Origin of the sequence: Hydrogenophaga sp., assembly GCF_030373225.1 — a bacterium.
GTDB lineage: Bacteria > Pseudomonadota > Gammaproteobacteria > Burkholderiales > Burkholderiaceae_C > Hydrogenophaga.
Genome location: NZ_JAUCZG010000049.1, coordinates 23329 through 40356, shown reverse-complemented (window position 1 = coordinate 40356; position 17028 = coordinate 23329). Strand labels below are relative to the sequence as shown.

At 66.8% G+C, this 17028-nt stretch carries 14 protein-coding genes; 10 read left to right on the top strand and 4 right to left on the bottom strand.

Going from position 1 to position 17028, the window contains the following annotated elements; translation table 11 throughout:
• The first annotated feature begins 70 nt into the window (after window positions 1-70).
• Window positions 71-1690 carry a peptide chain release factor 3 gene (locus QUV35_RS18680; protein WP_300877358.1) on the top strand — a complete coding sequence of 540 codons (1620 nt, stop codon included), beginning with the start codon at window positions 71-73 and terminating at the stop codon, window positions 1688-1690.
• Here QUV35_RS18680 and purN read toward each other — a convergent pair whose 3' ends face one another.
• Window positions 1691-2284 carry a phosphoribosylglycinamide formyltransferase gene (gene purN / locus QUV35_RS18675; RefSeq protein WP_300877357.1) on the bottom strand — a complete coding sequence of 198 codons (594 nt, stop codon included), beginning with the start codon at window positions 2282-2284 and terminating at the stop codon, window positions 1691-1693. It lies immediately after the preceding gene.
• Between the two features lie 14 nt (window positions 2285-2298).
• Here purN and QUV35_RS18670 point away from each other — a divergent pair, with 14 nt between their 5' ends.
• The 3 genes from QUV35_RS18670 to QUV35_RS18660 all read left to right on the top strand — a co-directional run bounded on the left by QUV35_RS18670 (window position 2299) and on the right by QUV35_RS18660 (window position 5500).
• A complete protein-coding gene (locus QUV35_RS18670) occupies window positions 2299-3030 on the top strand; it encodes a YceH family protein (RefSeq protein ID WP_300877356.1) in 732 nt (243 codons plus the stop codon).
• A 78-nt stretch (window positions 3031-3108) separates the two neighbouring features.
• Window positions 3109-4290 carry an acyl-CoA dehydrogenase family protein gene (locus QUV35_RS18665; protein WP_300877355.1) on the top strand — a complete coding sequence of 394 codons (1182 nt, stop codon included), beginning with the start codon at window positions 3109-3111 and terminating at the stop codon, window positions 4288-4290.
• 94 nt (window positions 4291-4384) lie between these two features.
• On the top strand, window positions 4385-5500 hold the full coding sequence (locus QUV35_RS18660) for an acyl-CoA dehydrogenase family protein (protein ID WP_300877354.1): 1116 nt from the start codon (window positions 4385-4387) through the stop codon (window positions 5498-5500).
• 177 nt (window positions 5501-5677) lie between these two features.
• Here the strand turns inward: QUV35_RS18660 and QUV35_RS18655 are convergent, their stop codons facing one another.
• Entirely contained in the window at window positions 5678-6235 is a 558-nt protein-coding gene (locus tag QUV35_RS18655; RefSeq protein ID WP_300877353.1) for an HNH endonuclease, read from the bottom strand.
• Window positions 6236-6426: 191 nt separating this feature from the next.
• Here QUV35_RS18655 and QUV35_RS18650 point away from each other — a divergent pair, with 191 nt between their 5' ends.
• From QUV35_RS18650 to QUV35_RS18630, 5 genes are all read left to right on the top strand, one after another.
• A complete protein-coding gene (locus QUV35_RS18650) occupies window positions 6427-7506 on the top strand; it encodes a bifunctional riboflavin kinase/FAD synthetase (protein WP_300877352.1) in 1080 nt (359 codons plus the stop codon).
• 118 nt (window positions 7507-7624) lie between these two features.
• A complete protein-coding gene (gene ileS / locus QUV35_RS18645) occupies window positions 7625-10510 on the top strand; it encodes an isoleucine--tRNA ligase (protein WP_300877351.1) in 2886 nt (961 codons plus the stop codon).
• Window positions 10510-11022, top strand: coding sequence for a signal peptidase II (lspA, locus tag QUV35_RS18640; protein ID WP_300877350.1), 513 nt, complete (start codon window positions 10510-10512; stop codon window positions 11020-11022). The genes ileS and lspA overlap by 1 nt, the downstream gene beginning before the upstream one ends.
• Window positions 11023-11092: 70 nt before the next feature.
• Complete coding sequence (locus tag QUV35_RS18635; protein WP_300877349.1) at window positions 11093-12754, top strand: Na/Pi cotransporter family protein; 1662 nt, start codon at window positions 11093-11095, stop codon at window positions 12752-12754.
• A gap of 74 nt (window positions 12755-12828) precedes the next feature.
• The gene (locus QUV35_RS18630; protein ID WP_300877348.1) at window positions 12829-13977 is read left to right on the top strand and encodes an aminotransferase class V-fold PLP-dependent enzyme; all 1149 of its coding nucleotides are present in this window, start codon (window positions 12829-12831) and stop codon (window positions 13975-13977) included.
• A 75-nt stretch (window positions 13978-14052) separates the two neighbouring features.
• On the opposite strand, the gene QUV35_RS18625 is transcribed toward QUV35_RS18630, so the two are convergent.
• Complete coding sequence (locus tag QUV35_RS18625; protein ID WP_300877347.1) at window positions 14053-15048, bottom strand: quinone oxidoreductase; 996 nt, start codon at window positions 15046-15048, stop codon at window positions 14053-14055.
• A gap of 121 nt (window positions 15049-15169) precedes the next feature.
• Here QUV35_RS18625 and QUV35_RS18620 point away from each other — a divergent pair, with 121 nt between their 5' ends.
• The gene (locus tag QUV35_RS18620) at window positions 15170-16105 is read left to right on the top strand and encodes a DMT family transporter (protein WP_300877346.1); all 936 of its coding nucleotides are present in this window, start codon (window positions 15170-15172) and stop codon (window positions 16103-16105) included.
• Window positions 16106-16293: 188 nt separating this feature from the next.
• On the opposite strand, the gene QUV35_RS18615 is transcribed toward QUV35_RS18620, so the two are convergent.
• Window positions 16294-16947, bottom strand: a complete 654-nt coding sequence (locus tag QUV35_RS18615) for a 5-formyltetrahydrofolate cyclo-ligase (protein ID WP_300877345.1) — start codon at window positions 16945-16947, stop codon at window positions 16294-16296.
• Window positions 16948-17028 lie beyond the last annotated feature (81 nt).

The window sequence follows — 17028 nt, the reverse complement described above, 5'->3', positions numbered from 1 at the left end:
GGCCCAGCCCCCTCGGGGGGCAGCGGACCTCGCGCAGCGGGGGAGCGTGGGGGCCCGATAATCGCCGGCTATGTCCGAACTTTCCCAACAGGTGCGCCGGCGCCGCACCTTCGCCATCATTTCCCACCCCGACGCGGGCAAGACCACCCTCACCGAGAAGCTGCTGCTGTTCTCCGGCGCGATCAACATCGCCGGCAGCGTGAAGGCGCGCAAGGCCGCGCGCCACGCCACCAGCGACTGGATGGAGATCGAGAAGCAGCGTGGCATTTCCGTGGCTTCCTCGGTGATGCAGATGGAATACCGCGACTGCGTGATCAACCTGCTCGACACCCCGGGTCACCAGGACTTCAGCGAGGACACCTACCGCGTGTTGACCGCCGTGGACGCCGCCCTGATGGTGATCGACGCCGGCAACGGTGTGGAGCCGCAGACGCGGCGACTGCTGCAGGTCTGCCGTGCGCGCAACACGCCCATCCTGACTTTCGTGAACAAGATGGACCGCGAGGTGCAGGCCCCGCTGGACCTGATGGATGAAATCGAGCGGGAGCTGGGCATGACGGTGGTGCCCTTCACCTGGCCGGTGGGCATGGGCAAGACCTTCCGCGGCGTGTTCGACCGCCGCACCGACCAGATGCGTGTGTTCGCCGCCGGCGAAGACCGCCGCGGCGGCGACGAAGACGTGCTGGTGGGGCTGAACAACCCCGAGAGCGTGAAGCGCTTCGGCTCGGAGTTCGAGCAGGCACGCGACGAGCTGGAACTGGTGGCGGGCGCATCGCCAGCGTTCGACGAGGCGCTGTTCCTCGCGGGCAAACAAACGCCGATGCTGTTCGGCTCGGCGGTCAACAACTTCGGCGTGCGCGAGGTACTCGACGCGCTGGTGGACCTGGCACCGCCGCCCGGCGACCGCCCGGCCATCCAGCGCACCGTGCACCCCGACGAGCCGAAATTCAGCGGCGTCGTTTTCAAGATCCAGGCCAACATGGACCCGGCGCACCGCGACCGCATCGCCTTCGTGAGGGTGGCCAGCGGCCATTTCGAACGCGGCATGAAGCTCAAGGTGGTGCGCTCCGGCAAGGACCTGCGGCCCAACACCGTGGTGAGTTTTCTCTCACAGCGCCGCGAGCTGCTCGACGAAGCCTTTGCCGGCGACATCATCGGCATCCCGAACCACGGCGTGCTGCAGCTGGGCGACACGCTGACCGAAGGCGAGAGCCTGCAATTCACCGGCCTGCCCTTCTTCGCGCCGGAAATCATCCGCAGCGTGGAAGTGGCCGACCCGCTGCGCAGCAAGCAGCTGCGCGCCGGGCTGACCCAGCTCGGTGAAGAGGGTGCGATCCAGGTGTTTCGCCCGGTGGCCGGCTCGGTGCTGCTGCTCGGTGCGGTGGGCCAGCTTCAGTTCGAGGTGGTGGCCCACCGGCTGGAACACGAATACGGCGTGAAGGCCCGCATCATGAACAGCCCCTACCAGGTGGCGCGCTGGGTGACCTGTGCGCCCGAGGACGGCGGCGAGATCGAACTCAAGAAGTTCATCGACGCCAACAGCCACCGGGTGGCACTGGACGCGGTGGACGCCCCCACGCTGCTGGTGGACCACGCGGCCACGCTGCGCGCGGTGGAGGCCAACTGGCCGAAGATCAAGTTCCACGCCATGCGCGAGCACGCGGGGCTGGTGTTCGCCAAAGGCGTGTGATCAGCCGGCGCCGAGCAAACGCTCCACCGCGCGCGGGTAGAGGATGTGCTCCTGCGTCAGCACCCGCGCCGCCAGCGTCTCGGCCGTGTCTCCCGCCAACACCGGCACCACCGCCTGATCGAGAATTTCGCCGTGGTCGAGTTCGGTGCTCACACGGTGCACTGTGGCGCCGGTGAAGCGGCAGCCGGCATCGATGGCACGCTGGTGCGTTTTCAGGCCGGTGAAGGCCGGCAGCAGGCTGGGGTGGATGTTGATCAAGCGTCCCTCGTAGTGCTGCACAAAACCCGGCGTGAGAATGCGCATGAAGCCGGCGAGCACCACCAGCGCGGGTTCGAACGGGTCGATCTCGGCCATCAGCGCGGCGTCGAAGGCCTCGCGGCTGCTGAACTGCGTGTGCTCCAGTGCCCGGGTGGCGATGCCCTGTTCCCGGGCCCACGACAGCCCCTGGGCGGCGACCTTGTTGCTGATGACCGCCGCCACGCGCGCACCCATCCGGGCTTGCCAGCGCTGCTTGAAGGAGGCCTCCACGATGGCGGCCATGTTGGAGCCGCTCCCGGAGATCAGAATCACGATGTTTTTGTTCACGCCAGACATGGCCCGGAAGTGTAATGACCCAAGACTCCACCACCACCGCATCCGGCCGCCCGCGTGGCCACGATTTCACCCAGCGCCAGCTCTCCGTGGCCGAAGCCCGCGTGCTCGGCACGCTGATGGAGAAAGCGCGCACCGTGCCCGACAGCTACCCGCTCACGCTCAACACGCTGGTGATCGGCTGCAACCAGAAGTCCAGCCGTGAACCGGTGATGAACCTGGCGGACGCCGCCGTGCTGGAAGCGCTGGACGCCCTGCGTGCCCTGCACCTGGTGCTGGAGAGCAGCGGCAGCCGCGTGACGCGTTACGAGCACAATTTCATGCGCGCCGTGGCCGTGCCCGAACAATCGGCCGTGCTGCTGGGCATGTTGATGCTGCGTGGCCCGCAAACCGCCGGTGAGCTGCGCCTGAATTGCGAGCGCTGGTACAAATTTCTCGACATCGCCTCGGTCGACGCGTTTCTGGAGGAGCTGCAGGACCGCAGCGAGGACAAGGGCGGTGCGCTGGTGGTGAAACTGCCGCGGGCCCCCGGCGCCCGGGAGCAGCGCTGGGCGCATCTGCTGTGCGGGCCGGTGGATGTGTCCCTGCTGGCCCCATCGCCGCAGCCAGGCTCCAGTGCCGCCACCGAAGACGACCTGATCAACCTCACACGCCGTGTGGCCACGCTGGAAACCACCGTGGCCGCCTTGCAGGACCAACTGCAGAATCTCAGCGTTGCGCTCGGCTTGTCGCAGCCCGGACAGCCTTAAAACGAACGGTCGTGCCAAACTGCCCGGCGTTGTTCAATCTGCCGGCACATTTCCGTGGCGGCCATCAGGAGACACCCCATGGATTTGGCATTCACGCCCGAAGAGCAGGCGTTTCGCGAGGAGATCCGCAGTTGGGTCAAGGCCAACCTGCCGTCCGACATCGCCCACAAGGTTCACAACGCCCTGCGCCTGTCGCGCGACGACATGCAGCGCTGGGCCAGGATTCTGGGCAAGAAGGGCTGGCTCGGCTGGGGCTGGCCGACGGAGTTCGGCGGACCGGGCTGGAATGCGGTGCAAAAGCACCTGTTCGAAGAAGAATGCGCGCTGGCCGGCGCACCGCGCGTGGTGCCGTTCGGCCCGGTGATGGTGGCGCCGGTGATCATGGCCTTCGGCAACAAGGAGCAGCAGGAGCGCTTTTTGCCGGGAATAGCCAGCGGTGACGTCTGGTGGAGCCAGGGCTACAGCGAACCTGGATCGGGTTCGGACCTGGCCTCGGTCAAGTGCCGCGCAGAGCGCCAGGGCGACAAGTACATCGTCAACGGCCAGAAGACCTGGACCACGCTGGGCCAGTACGGCGAGTGGATCTTCTGCCTGGTTCGCACCAGCAACGAGGGCAAGCCGCAAACCGGCATCTCCTTCCTGCTGATCGACATGAAGTCGCCCGGCGTCTCGGTGCGACCGATCAAGCTGCTCGACGGCGAGTGCGAGGTCAACGAAGTCTGGTTCGACAACGTCGAAGTGCCGGCCAACAACCTGATCGGCGAAGAGAACAAGGGCTGGACCTACGCCAAGCACCTGCTCAGCCACGAGCGCACCAACATCGCCGACGTGAACCGCACCAAGCGCGAACTGGAGCGGCTCAAGCGCATCGCCAAGGCCGAAGGCGTGTGGGACGACCTGCGCTTTCGCGACCAGATCGCGCTGCTCGAGGTCGACGTGGTTGCGCTCGAGATGCTGGTGCTGCGTGTGCTCTCGGCCGAAAAGTCGGGCAAGAACTCGCTCGACATCGCAGGCCTGCTCAAGATCAAGGGCAGCGAGATCCAGCAACGCTACAGCGAACTCATGATGCTCGCGGCCGGCCCGTACAGCCTGCCCTTCATCGAAGAAGCGATGGAGGCCGGCTGGCAAGGCAGCTTCCCCGGTGGCGCCAACGCCAACGCGCCGCTCGCATCGACCTACTTCAACCTGCGCAAGACCACCATCTACGGTGGCAGCAATGAAGTGCAACGCAACATCGTCGCGCAAACGGTGCTGGGATGATTCGCCGCCGGGCCGCCCCAAGGCGAATCGCACCCCCTCGGGGGGCGGCGAGCCAAGGGCAAGCCTGGGGGCTCTAACTACTGGAGATTCAAAAATGGACTTCGATTTTTCCGATGATCAAGGCGCATTGCGCGATGCCGTTCAAAAGTGGGTGGAGAAGGCCTACACCTTCGATCGCCGCAGCGCCATCGTGGCCGCCGGCGGCTTCGACCGCACAGCGTATGGAGAACTCGCCGAGCTCGGCCTGGCCGGGCTCTACGTGAGTGAGGACGACGGCGGCATGGGCATGGGTCCCGTCGAGGGCATGGTGGTGATGGAAGAGCTGGGTCGCGGCATCGTGCTGGAGCCGCTGGCCCAGACCCTGATCACCTCGGGTTTGCTCGGCGGCTACGCGCCGGCTGAACTCAAGGCCGCGTGGCTGCCGCGCATCGCGTCGGGCGAAGCGCTGGTGGTGCTCGCGCACCAGGAGCGCAAGGCCCGCTACAAGCTCGATGTGTGCACCACCACTGCCACCCGCAGCGGCAGCGGCTGGACCGTCTCCGGCAACAAGAACGTGGTCCCGGCCGCCGATCAGGCCGACGCCTTCGTCGTCCCCGCCATGGCCGACGGCAAGCTGGCCCTGTTTCTCGTGGAGCGCACGGCCGCGGGTGTGAGCACCAGCGGCCACCACACGCAAGACGGCGCCCGCGCCGGCGATGTCAACCTCAAAGACGCAGCGGCCGTTCTGATCACGACCGACGGACTGAGCGCCCTGGAACATGGCGTGGACATCGGCATCGCTGCCGCCTGCGCCGAAGCCGTGGGCGTGATGGACAAGACCGTGGCCATCACGGTCGAGTACATGAACACGCGCAAGCAGTTCGGTGTGGCCATCGCCAGTTTCCAGGCACTGCGCCACCGGGTGGCCGACATGAAGATGCAGCTTGAACTCATGCGCTCCATGAGCTACTACGCCAGCCTCAAGCTCAACGCGCCGGCGCCCGAGCGCCGCGCGGCCATGGCGCGTGCCAAGGTGCAACTGGGCACGTCGATGCGTTTTGTCGGCCAGCAGGCGGTGCAATTGCACGGCGGCATCGGCGTGACCGACGAGTACATCGTGAGCCATTACTTCAAGAAGCTCACGCAACTGGAAATGAGCTTTGGCGACACCTTGCATCACCTGGGCGAAGTGTCCAGCCGCATGCAGGACACGGCCGGCGTGTTCGCCTGATCTCACCGAGCGGTACGCAACGACATCCAGAACGGCGGTGGTGGCAAAAGGGTGAGGCCGCGCTGCCGGGCGGCGACAGACAACCGCGCGGTGATCCTCGAGCTGACGGACTGAAGCAATCCACGCTCCGCCGCTGCGCGGGGCGCCGCCCCCCGAGGGGGCCGGTTCGTCGCAGCCTCAGGCGTGCAAGCGCGAGGACTTCGGCAGGTGGGACATCAGGAACTCCATCTGGTCCGCCAGGATGCGGCGGTTGCGCAGGATGAAGTCTTCCCACAGGCTGGGCACATAGGGTGCGTAAAGCAGTGCCATGTGAGCCTGCTCGGGCGTGCGGTTGCCCTTGCGGTGGTTGCACGAGCGGCAGGCGGTGACCACGTTCATCCACAGGTCGCGTCCGTTCTGGCCGAGGGGCACGATGTGCTCGCGGGTCAGTTCTTCTTCGTGAAAATGTTCACCGCAGTAGGCACACACGTTGCGGTCCCGCGCGAACAGCTTGCTGTTGGTCAGCGTGGGACGCAGGTCGAACGGGTTGATGCGCGGCACGCCCTGGGTGCCGATGATGGAATTGACATTGATGACCGACTGGCGCCCTGTGATCGCGTTGTGCCCGCCATGAAACACCGCGATCTCGGCCCCCATCTCCCAGCGCACTTCATCCGCCGCGTAGTGCAGAACCGCTTCTTCCAGGCTGATCCACGATTGGGGCAGACCCTGGGCCGAGAGCTTCAAGACCTTCAAGACGGACTCCTTTGTGCAATGGCATCACCGGAAAACAGGCCTGGGCCGGCCCGACATCGCCGACAGGCCGGGCCTGCGGGTGTGTATCGTCGTGTGTCAATATAGCGCGCTTTGGTGACGCAGCCCGTCACGCCGGCAGTTTCCCAGCCGCACACGGGCTTGCAACCGCTTCCTCACCCCAACCATCCGGCATGAAAATCTTTCGCGGCTTGCGCGGCCGTCTTCCCAGCAACCCGCAGGCCGCCCGCGGTGGCTGTGCGCTCACCATCGGCAATTTCGACGGCGTTCACCGCGGCCACCAGGCCATGCTGGCGCTGCTCGACAACGAAGCGAAGCATCGGGGGGTGCCGAGCTGCGTGATGACCTTCGAGCCGCACCCGCGCGATTACTTTGCCGCCCTGCACCAGCAGCCCGACCTCGCGCCGGCGCGCATCGCCACCCTGCGCGACAAGCTGCAGGAGCTCGAACGCTGCGGAGTGGACGAATGTGTGGTGCTGCCGTTCAACGCACAGCTCGCGGCACAAACCCCGCAGGCCTTCATCGAAGACATCCTGGTCGGCTCGCTGGGCGTGAAGTACGTGCTGGTGGGTGACGACTTCCGTTTCGGCGCCAGACGCGCTGGCGACTACGCCATGCTGGACGCCGCCGGCAACCGCCTGGGCTTTGACGTCGCGCGCATGCAGAGCTACGAGGTGCACGGCCTGCGGGTGTCGAGTTCGGCCGTGCGGCAGGCCCTGGGTGCCGGCCGCATGGACGATGTTGCCGCCCTGCTGGGCCGGCCCTACAGCATCAGCGGGCACGTGGTGCACGGGCGCAAGCTCGGCCGCCAGCTGGCGGAAAGCGCGCGCGGGCGCGGCGACGGCTTTCGCACGCTCAACCTGCGCTTTGCCCACTGGAAGCCAGCGGCCAGCGGCATCTTCGCGGTGCTGGTGCACGGCCTGGGACCGCACGCCACCTCGGCGCCACTGCCCGGGGTGGCCAACCTGGGCGTGCGCCCTTCGCTGGACCCCGACGATGTCAACGGCGGGCGGGTGCTGCTGGAGACCCACTGCCTGGACTGGCCCGAGGCACTGAGCGGGAGCCTGCCCGGCGCAGAGGCCTACGGTAAAATCGTGCGCGTGGAACTGCTGCACAAACTGCATGACGAACTGAAGTACGACAGTCTGGACGCCCTGACCCAGGGCATCGCACGCGACTGCGACGACGCACGCGCCTTCTTCGCTTCGCTGCACACCCAAACCCACCGCCAGACCACACGCGACCGAATTTAGACCTCGCGTCTATCCGGTCGCTGCCCTTCGACAGGCTCAGGGCGAACGGTGTCTCCTTCTGTCTCTCCTCACTCCCCGTTCGGGCTGAGCTTGTCGAAGCCACCACGGAATCCCCGCCATGTCTGAATCCACTGCCGCTGCCGCCGACTACCGCAGCACCCTGAACCTGCCCGATACCCCGTTCCCGATGCGCGGCGACCTGCCGAAGCGGGAGCCGGGCTGGGTCGAGAGCTGGAACGAGGGCGGCCTCTACAAACGCCTGCGCGATGCGCGCCAGGGCGCTCCCCTGTTCGTGCTGCACGACGGCCCGCCCTACGCCAACGGCAAGCTGCACATCGGCCACGCGCTCAACAAGATCCTCAAGGACATGATCGTCAAGAGCCGCCAGCTCTCGGGCTTCGATGCGCAGTACATCCCCGGCTGGGACTGCCACGGCCTGCCGATCGAGAACGCGATCGAGAAACTCCACGGCAGAAACCTCAGCCGGGACGACATGCAGGCCAGAAGCCGCGCATTTGCCACCGAGCAGATCGGCCAGCAGCGCGAGGACTTCAAGCGCCTGGGCGTGCTGGGTGACTGGGAGCGCCCCTACCGCACCATGGACCCGGCCAACGAGGCGGGGGAAATCCGTGCGTTCAAGCGCGTGATCGAGCGCGGTTTCGTGTACCGGGGCCTCAAGCCGGTGTACTGGTGCTTCGACTGCGGCTCGTCGCTGGCCGAGTTCGAGATCGAATACTCGGACAAGAAAAGTGAAACGCTGGACGTGGCGTTCGAGGCTGACGATGCCAGGCAGGTTTACGCCGCGTTCACCCACTCAGCCCGAACGGAGGCAGGCTCGGCGGATGGTGTCAAACCGGTGTTCGCCGTCATCTGGACCACCACCGCCTGGACCATCCCCGCCAACCAGGCGCTCAATGCCCACCCCGAGTTCACCTACGCCCTGGTCGACACGCCCATGGGCTGCCTGGTGCTGGCCGAAACCCTGGTCGACAAATGCCTCGAGCGCTTCGGCCTCGCCGGCACCGTGATCGCCACCGCACCGGGCAAGGCCCTGGGCGGCCTGAACTTCCGCCATCCGCTGTTCGATGTGGACGCCGGCTACCGGCGCCTTTCGCCGATGTACCTCGCCGAGTACGTGAGCGACGCCGACGGCACCGGCATCGTGCACTCCTCGCCGGCTTATGGCGTGGACGACTTCAACTCCTGCGTGGCGCACGGCATGTCGGTCGACGACATCCTCAACCCGGTGCAGGGCAACGGCACCTACGCAGCCGACTTCCCGCTGTTTGGCGGCCTGCACATCTGGAAAGCCGTGCCGGTGATCCTGGAAGCGCTCAAAGGCGCTGCACGCCTGATGGCCACGCAAACCATCACCCACAGCTACCCGCACTGCTGGCGCCACAAGACGCCGGTGATCTACCGCGCTGCGGCGCAGTGGTTCGTTCGCATGGACGAGGGCGAGGGCGTGTTCACGAAGGACAAGGCGCCCAAGACCTTGCGCCAGCTCGCGCTCGAGGCCATCGACGCCACGCGCTTCTACCCGGAGAACGGCCGCACCCGCCTGCGCGACATGATCGCCAACCGGCCCGACTGGTGCATCAGCCGCCAGCGCAGCTGGGGCGTTCCGGTGCCGTTTTTCCTGCACAAGGACAGCGGCGAGCTGCATCCGCGCACGATGGAGATCCTCGACCAGGCGGCCGACATCGTCGAGAAGGGTGGCATCGAAGCCTGGAGCCGCGTGACGGCGCAGGACATCCTGGGCGCCACCGACGCACCGCACTACACCAAGAGCACCGACATCCTCGAGGTCTGGTTCGACTCCGGCTCGACCTTCTCTCACGTGCTGCGCGGCAGCCATGCCGACGCCTACCCCAACGGTGCGTTTCATTCCCAGGGCCCCGAGGCCGACCTCTACCTTGAAGGCCACGACCAGCACCGCGGCTGGTTCCACAGCTCGCTGCTGCTGGGCTGCGCGCTCTTTGACCGCGCGCCCTACAAGGGCCTGCTGACCCACGGCTTCGCCACCGACGGGCAAGGCCGCAAGATGAGCAAGAGCCTGGGCAACACCGTCGACCCGCAAACCGTGACCAGCAAGCTCGGTGCCGAAATCGTGCGCCTGTGGGTGGCCAGCACCGACTACTCGGGCGACCTCAACATCGACGAGAAGATCCTGGCGCGTGTGGTCGACGCCTACCGCCGCATCCGGAACACGCTGCGCTTTCTGCTCGCCAACGTGAGCGACTTCGATCCGGTCACAGACGCCGTGCCGCTGGACCAGATGCTGGAGATCGACCGTTACGCGCTGGCGCGCGCGGCGCAGTTCCAGGCCGAGGTGCTGGCGCACTACGAGGTGTATGAGTTCCACCCCGTGGTGAGCAAGCTGCAGGTGTACTGCTCGGAAGACCTGGGCGCGTTCTACCTCGATGTGCTCAAGGACCGGCTCTACACCACCGCCCCGGGCAGCCTGGCGCGGCGCAGCGCGCAGACGGCGCTGCACCAGATCACGCACGCCATGCTGCGCTGGATGGCGCCGTTCCTGAGCTTCACGGCCGAAGAAGCCTGGCCGGTGCTGGCCGGTGCGCAGAACCGGGGTTCGATCTTCTTCGAGACGTTTGCAAAGCTGCCCGAGGTGGACGAAGCGCTGCTGGCCAGGTGGTCGCGCATCCGCGAGGTGCGTGAAACGGTGAACAAGGAGATCGAGACCGTGCGCAGCGCCGGCGGCGTGGGCTCGTCGCTGCAGGCCACGGTGACGCTCACCGTGCCGGCCGACGACCATGCACTGCTGGCCTCGCTGGGCAACGACCTCAAGTTCGTGCTCATCGTCTCGCAGGTCACCCTGCTCGAGGGCGATGCCCGGGTGGAAGTGACCCCCGCCACCGCCAGCAAGTGCGAACGCTGCTGGCACTACCGCGACGACGTGGGAGCGGACGCGGCGCACCCCACGCTGTGCGGCCGCTGCACGAGCAACCTGTTCGGTGCCGGCGAAGCGCGGCAGGTCGCCTGATGGGCACGACGTCCAACGCACGCAGCCTCTGGCCATGGCTCGGACTGGCCTGCATGCTGTTGCTGGCCGACCAGATCACCAAGCTGCTGATCCTGGCCAACTACCAGTTGGGCGAGAGCACCTTCATCACCGGCTTCTTCAACATCGTGCGTGTGCACAACCCGGGCGCGGCGTTCTCCTTCCTCGCCGGCGCCGGTGGCTGGCAGCGCTGGTTCTTCACCGGGGTGGGGGTGGCGGCATCGGTGTTCATCGTCTGGATGCTGCGCACGCACCCTGGTGAGAAGCTGTTCGCGTTCGCGCTGGCCTGCATCCTGGGCGGCGCCATCGGCAACGTGATCGACCGCGTGCTCTATGGCTATGTGGTGGACTGGCTGGACTTCCATTGGGATGTGCTGGCCGGCCTGTTCCCGGGCGGTCATTTCCCGGCCTTCAACATCGCCGACGCGGCCATCACCGTGGGCGCGGTGTCGCTGATCCTCGACGAGATCCTTCGCTGGCGCCGTCACCGCTGACCCGGTGCCTGCCACGGGGTGACCATGCCGGTCGAGCGGCGCCGCACCCGGGCGTATAGTTTCCTCGTCCATGAAACACCTGTTGGATCTTCTGGCGGCCATCGCCCTTCTCGTCTGGGGCACGCACCTTGTGCGCAATGGCGTGCTCCGAGTCTTCGGCAGCAACCTGCGCCAGATACTCGCCGCAAGCATGGGCAACCGCTTCACCGCCGCTCTGTCGGGCCTGGGCGTGACGGCGCTGGTGCAGTCCAGCACCGCCACCGCGCTCATCACCGCATCGTTTGTCGGCCGTGGCTTGATCGCCCTGCCCGCCGCCCTGGCGGTGATGCTGGGCGCCGACATCGGCACCAGCCTGATGGCGGTCGTGTTCTCCTTCGACCTGTCGTGGCTGTCGCCACTCTTCATCCTTGTCGGTGTGACCTTGTTCATTTCGCGGCAGGGCACATCGGCGGGCGACTTCGGGCGCGTGCTCATCGGTCTGGGCCTGATGCTGCTGGCCCTGCGCCTGATCGGTGGCGCCACCAGCGTGCTGACGCAAAACCCGGCGGTGCAACTGATGCTGGAGTCCCTCGCCAGCGACCGGCTGCTCGAGATCCTGCTGGGTGCCACGCTGGCGGTGGTGGCTTACTCCAGCCTGGCGGTGGTGCTGCTGGCCGCCACGCTGGCGCTGCAGGTGGTCGGGCTCGATGTCGCCCTGGGCATCGTGCTGGGCGCCAACCTGGGCAGCGGCCTGCTGGCCGTGATCACCACCGCCAAATCCGGCATCAGCACCCGCCAGGTGCCGTTGGGCAACCTGCTCTTCAAGGTGTTCGGGGTGTCGATCGCGATCTGGCTCATACCGTTGTGGCTTCGGCTCATGCAACCGCTGGTGCAGGACCCGGCCACGCTCACCGTGCTGTTCCACCTGAGCTTCAACCTGCTGGTGGGTGCCGTGTTCATCGGCCTCACGAGGCCGGTGGCCCGGCTGGTGGAACGCCTGCTGCCCCTGCAGGCCAGCAAGGGACCGCTGGACCGCCCGAACCACCTCGATCCCTCGGCGCTGGCCACCCCGTCGCTGGCCATCTCGTGCGCCGCACGCGAGGCCATGCACCAGGCCGACGTGGTTGAAACCATGCTGCGCGGCGTGGTCACCGTGATCAAGACCAACGATCTCAAGCTGGCGCAGGACCTGCGCAAACTCGACGACACGGTGGACAGCCTGTACTCGGCCATCAAGTACTACCTCACCAAGATTTCAAGACAGCAACTCAGCGAGGCCGAGGGCCGGCGCTGGACCGACATCATCAGCTTCACCATCAACATGGAGCAGATCGGCGACACGGTCGAGCGCGTGCTGCTCGACATCGAGGACAAGAAGATCCGCAAGGGACGCGACTTTTCCGAGGCCGGCATGGCCGAGATCACCGAGCTGCACGCGCGCCTGATCGACAACCTGCGCCTGGGCATGAGCGTTTTCCTCAACGGCAATGTGCGCGACGCGCAGCGCCTGCTGGAGGAAAAAGTGCGCTTTCGCGACATGGAGCGCGAGTACGCGGCCACCCATCTCGACCGCCTCTCGGGCCTGAGCCAGCAGAGCATGGACACCAGTGCACTGCACCTGGACCTGATCAGCGACCTCAAGCGCATCAACTCGCACATCTGCTCGATCGCCTACCCCATCCTCGACACGGCCGGTGTGCTGGCCCCGAGCCGGTTGCGTGAGCCCCCCTCGGCCGACGTCAGCCGGCTCTGAGGGCGCCGCGGCAAAACCGCAGGTGCTGTGCTACGCTGACCCTCCCGTTTTTGACCCGCCCAGGAGACAACCCCATGCCCGGACTGCTGCCCCTCGTCGACCCCGACGGCCTGCTCGAGTTTTCGGTGGTCTACACCGACCGCGCGCTCAATCACATGTCCCGGCGCTTCCAGGGCGTGATGACCGACATCTCCGCCATGCTCAAGCGCGTGTACGGCGCGCACTCGGCGGTGCTGGTGCCGGGCAGCGGCACCTTCGGCATGGAGTCGGTGGCGCGGCAGTTCGCCCATGGCAAACATGTGCTGGTCATCCGCAACGGCTGGTTCAGCTACCGCTGGACGCAGATCTTCGACATGGGAAGCATCCCCGCCAGCCACACGGTGATGAAGGCGCGGCGCACCGGCGCAGGCGCGCAGGCCCCCTGGTCGCCTGCGCCCATTGACGAGGTGGTGGCCACCATCGCGCGCGAGAAGCCCGCACTGGTGTTTGCACCGCATGTGGAAACCGCCGCCGGCATGATCCTGCCCGACGACTACCTGAAGTCGGTGGCCGACGCGGTGCACGCGGTGGGTGGACTGTTCGTGCTCGATTGCATCGCCTCGGGCGCCATGTGGGTCGACATGAAGGCCACCGGTGTGGACCTGCTGATCTCTGCCCCCCAGAAAGGCTGGAGCAGCTCACCCTGCTGCGCCATGGTGATGCTCAGTGAGCGCGCGCGCGTCGCCATCGACGCCACGCAGAGCACCACCTTCGCCATGGACCTCAAGAAGTGGCTGCAGATCATGGAGACCTACGAAGGCGGTGGCCACGCCTACCACACCACCTTGCCCACCGATGCGCTCACACGGCTGCGCGAGACGATGGTGGAGACCGAGGCCTATGGGTACGAGCGGGTGCGCCAGGAACAGATCGCCCTGGGCAAGCAGGTGCGCGCCCTGCTGGAGCGCCAGGGTTTCCCCAGCGTGGCGGCCCCGGGCTTCCAGGCGCCGGGCGTGGTGGTGAGTCACACCACCGACCCGGAGATCCAGTCAAGCAAGAAGTTTCTGGCGGTGGGTCTTCAGACGGCCGCGGGCGTGCCGCTGCAATGCGACGAAGGACCGGAGTTCAAGACCTTCCGCATCGGCCTCTTCGGGCTCGACAAGTGGCACGACGTGCCAGGCACGCTGGAGCATCTGGAACGGGCTTTGGCCGAAGTGGCGCCACGGCAGGCACAAGCGGCCTGACTTCGCACATCGGCCTCGCGAAACGGAGCGTGATGGCGCTCCGCTGCGCGAACGGCCCCCGGGGCCTGCGGCCCCTCAAGGCAGCAGGATGGTGCAACCCGTGGTGGCTCGCGCCTCAAGGCTCTCATGCGCCTTGCGCACATCGGTCAACGCGAATCGCTGGTCGATGCGGATCTTCACCTGACCGGCTTCCACCACGGCAAACAGGTCGTCGGCCATGGCCTGGGTGCGCTCGCGGCTGGTGATGTGCGAGAACAGGGTCTGGCGCGTGACGTACAGCGAGCCCTTGGGGCCCAGGATGCCGGGTGCGAACGGGGCCACCGGGCCCGATGCGTTGCCGAAGCTGGCCATCAGGCCGAAGGGGCGCAGGCAGTCGAGCGACTTGTCGAACGTGTCCTTGCCCACCGAGTCGTAGACCACCTTCACGCCCTGGCCGCCGGTGATTTCTTTCACCCGGGCGGCAAAGTCCTCGGTGCGGTAATTGATCGCGTGGCTGGCGCCGTGCGCCAGGGCGAGCCTGCATTTGTCGTCCGAGCCCGCCGTTCCGATGAGCTGCAGACCGAGTGCCTTCGCCCATTGGCAGGCGATCAGGCCCACGCCACCGGCGGCGGCGTGAAACAGCACGAAGTCGCCCCGATCCAGGCCTTCGACCGGGCGGCAGCGCTTGAGCAGGTACTGGGCCGTGAGGCCCTTGAGCATCATCGCGGCCCCGGTTTCGAAGTCGATGGCGTCGGGCAGCTGGCACACGTTCATGGCCGGCATCACCCGCACGTCGCAATAGCTGCCCGGGGGGTTGGCCGCGTAGGCCGCGCGGTCGCCCTCCTTGAGATGCGTGACGCCCTCGCCCACCGCCTCGATCACACCTGCGCCTTCCATGCCGAGCGCGAGCGGCATGGGGAAAGGGTAGAGGCCGCTGCGCTGGTAGACGTCGATGTAATTCAGGCCGATGGCGTGGTGGCGGATGCGCACCTGGCCCGGGCCGGGATCGCCCACGCTCACGGTGTCGATGACCAGTTGCTCGGGGCCGCCGGCGGCGTGGATGCGCACGGCGCGGGATTCTCGTGTGCTCATGGATGGTCTCCTCGTTGTTGAAAGCCCCTGAATGCTGCCACGAATGCGCCGGATCGCCTGCGCGACAAGGCATCGACCCCCGGGCACAGGCGGGGATGCCCGGGTTGCTACAGTCCAGCCGATGCCTCTTACGTCTTCCTCCCGCCTTTCGCCAGCCACCCTGGCCCTGCTGCTCATCCCGCCGCTGATGTGGGCGGGCAACGCGGTGGTGGGCCGCCTGATGCAGGGCGTGGTGCCACCGGTCACGCTGAACTTCCTGCGCTGGGTGCTGGCGCTGCTGATGCTGCTGCCACTGGCGGGCTGGGTGCTGCGTCCGGGCAGCGATTTGTGGCCGCACTGGCGCCGCTTCGCCCTGCTGGGCCTGCTGGGGGTGGGCATGTACAACTCGCTGCAGTACATGGCGCTGAAGACCTCCACCCCGCTGAACGTGACGCTGGTGGCCTCGAGCATCCCGGTCTGGATGCTGATCATGGGGCGGGTGTTCTACGCCGTGCCGATTTCGCGTCGCGCCGCGATGGGCGCCTTCATGTCGCTGTGCGGGGTGGTGGTGGTGATCGCGCGGGGTGACCTGGGCGGCTTGCTGTCGGTTCGGCTGGTGCCGGGTGATCTGCTGGTGCTGCTGGCCGCCGTGGCCTGGGCCTGGTACAGCTGGCTGCTGGCAAGGCCACCTGCCAACGAGCCGACGGCGATCAAGGCCGACTGGGCCGCTTTCCTGCTGGCCCAGGTGGTGTTCGGACTGCTCTGGTCAGCGGGCTTCACGGCCGGTGAATGGCTGACCATGCCGGCACTGGCGCCGGGTGACAGCGCCATCCAGTGGGGCTGGCCGCTGGTGGCCGGGCTGCTGTTTGTGGCGGTGGGCCCGTCGCTGCTGGCCTACCGCAGCTGGGGCGCGGCGGTGGGGCGCGTCGGCCCGGCCATGGCCGGCATCTTCTCCAACCTCACGCCACTCTTCGCAGCCCTCATGTCGGCCACCCTGCTGCGCGAGCCGCCCCAGCTCTACCACCTGGCCGGCTTCGTGATGATCGTGGGCGGGATACTGGTCAGCTCGCGACGCTGACCCATACCTCGCAAGGGCCAGCCGCCGGGCCGCCCCAAGGCAGGCCCAGCCCCCTCGGGGGGCAGCGGACCTCGCGAAGCGGGGGAGCGTGGGGGCACCCAGATCCGGCGCCGGGCCGCCCCAAGCCGGATCAGCCCCCTCGGGGGGCAGCGGACCACGCGCAGCGGGGGAGCGTGGGGGCACCACCACTACCTTTCAGGCCACATCACCCCGGTGTCGCTCAGGATCGCGTCCAGCGGCACGTCGTGCGCCTCCGGAAGCAGGTGGGGCAGGTAGGCAAAGTCGTAACCCAGCCCCACCGTGAACGGCTTGGGTTGCAGACTGGCGAGCGTGCGGTCGTAGAAGCCACCGCCATACCCCAGCCGGAAGCCGCCCGGCCCATAACCCACACAGGGCACAAAGATCAACGTGGGCACGACGATCTCGGTGTCCTTGGGTTTGGGGATGCCGTAGGCGTCTTCCTCCATGGGGCAACCCGGGTACCAGGTGTAGAAGGTCAGGGTCTTGTCGACCTTGTTGACCACCGGCAGACCGATGCGCCGGTTCCTCTGGGCACCCTGTGCATCTTCTTCCAGGCCCGCTTCCTGCCAGCGAAACAAGGCGGGCAAGGGATCGAACTCACCCTTGATGGGCCAGTAGGCGCCCATCACGGCATCCGGCCGCTCGATCAGCCACACCCGCATGACCCGCTGCAGCATGTCGTTGCGAAAACCGCGGTCGGCCAAGCCCAGGCGCTTCTCGACCAGCGACTTGCGCCATTCGGTTTTCAGCGCCGCCGCCGTTGAACGCTCATCCTGTTTCCTGTGGGGTGCAGGGGAACTCTGTCCGTCTTTGGTGTCCATAATCAACGCATGAAACAGGTTGGTGTGAAACAGGGATCGAAAGCGCAGAACACGTCGGCGCTGCACAGCATGCGCCAGTGG

What these genes read in the sequence shown, in the direction of transcription:
- QUV35_RS18635 (WP_300877349.1), top strand. Translation starts at nt 11,093, where the DNA reads ATGAAACACCTGTTGGATCTTCTGGCGGCCATCGCCCTTCTCGTCTGG.
- QUV35_RS18665 (WP_300877355.1), top strand. Translation starts at nt 3,109, where the DNA reads ATGGATTTGGCATTCACGCCCGAAGAGCAGGCGTTTCGCGAGGAGATC.
- QUV35_RS18625 (WP_300877347.1), bottom strand. Translation starts at nt 15,048, where the DNA reads ATGAGCACACGAGAATCCCGCGCCGTGCGCATCCACGCCGCCGGCGGC.
- ileS (WP_300877351.1), top strand. Translation starts at nt 7,625, where the DNA reads ATGTCTGAATCCACTGCCGCTGCCGCCGACTACCGCAGCACCCTGAAC.
- QUV35_RS18680 (WP_300877358.1), top strand. Translation starts at nt 71, where the DNA reads ATGTCCGAACTTTCCCAACAGGTGCGCCGGCGCCGCACCTTCGCCATC.
- QUV35_RS18615 (WP_300877345.1), bottom strand. Translation starts at nt 16,947, where the DNA reads ATGGACACCAAAGACGGACAGAGTTCCCCTGCACCCCACAGGAAACAG.
- lspA (WP_300877350.1), top strand. Translation starts at nt 10,510, where the DNA reads ATGGGCACGACGTCCAACGCACGCAGCCTCTGGCCATGGCTCGGACTG.
- QUV35_RS18650 (WP_300877352.1), top strand. Translation starts at nt 6,427, where the DNA reads ATGAAAATCTTTCGCGGCTTGCGCGGCCGTCTTCCCAGCAACCCGCAG.
- QUV35_RS18670 (WP_300877356.1), top strand. Translation starts at nt 2,299, where the DNA reads ATGACCCAAGACTCCACCACCACCGCATCCGGCCGCCCGCGTGGCCAC.
- QUV35_RS18660 (WP_300877354.1), top strand. Translation starts at nt 4,385, where the DNA reads ATGGACTTCGATTTTTCCGATGATCAAGGCGCATTGCGCGATGCCGTT.
- QUV35_RS18630 (WP_300877348.1), top strand. Translation starts at nt 12,829, where the DNA reads ATGCCCGGACTGCTGCCCCTCGTCGACCCCGACGGCCTGCTCGAGTTT.
- QUV35_RS18620 (WP_300877346.1), top strand. Translation starts at nt 15,170, where the DNA reads ATGCCTCTTACGTCTTCCTCCCGCCTTTCGCCAGCCACCCTGGCCCTG.
- purN (WP_300877357.1), bottom strand. Translation starts at nt 2,284, where the DNA reads ATGTCTGGCGTGAACAAAAACATCGTGATTCTGATCTCCGGGAGCGGC.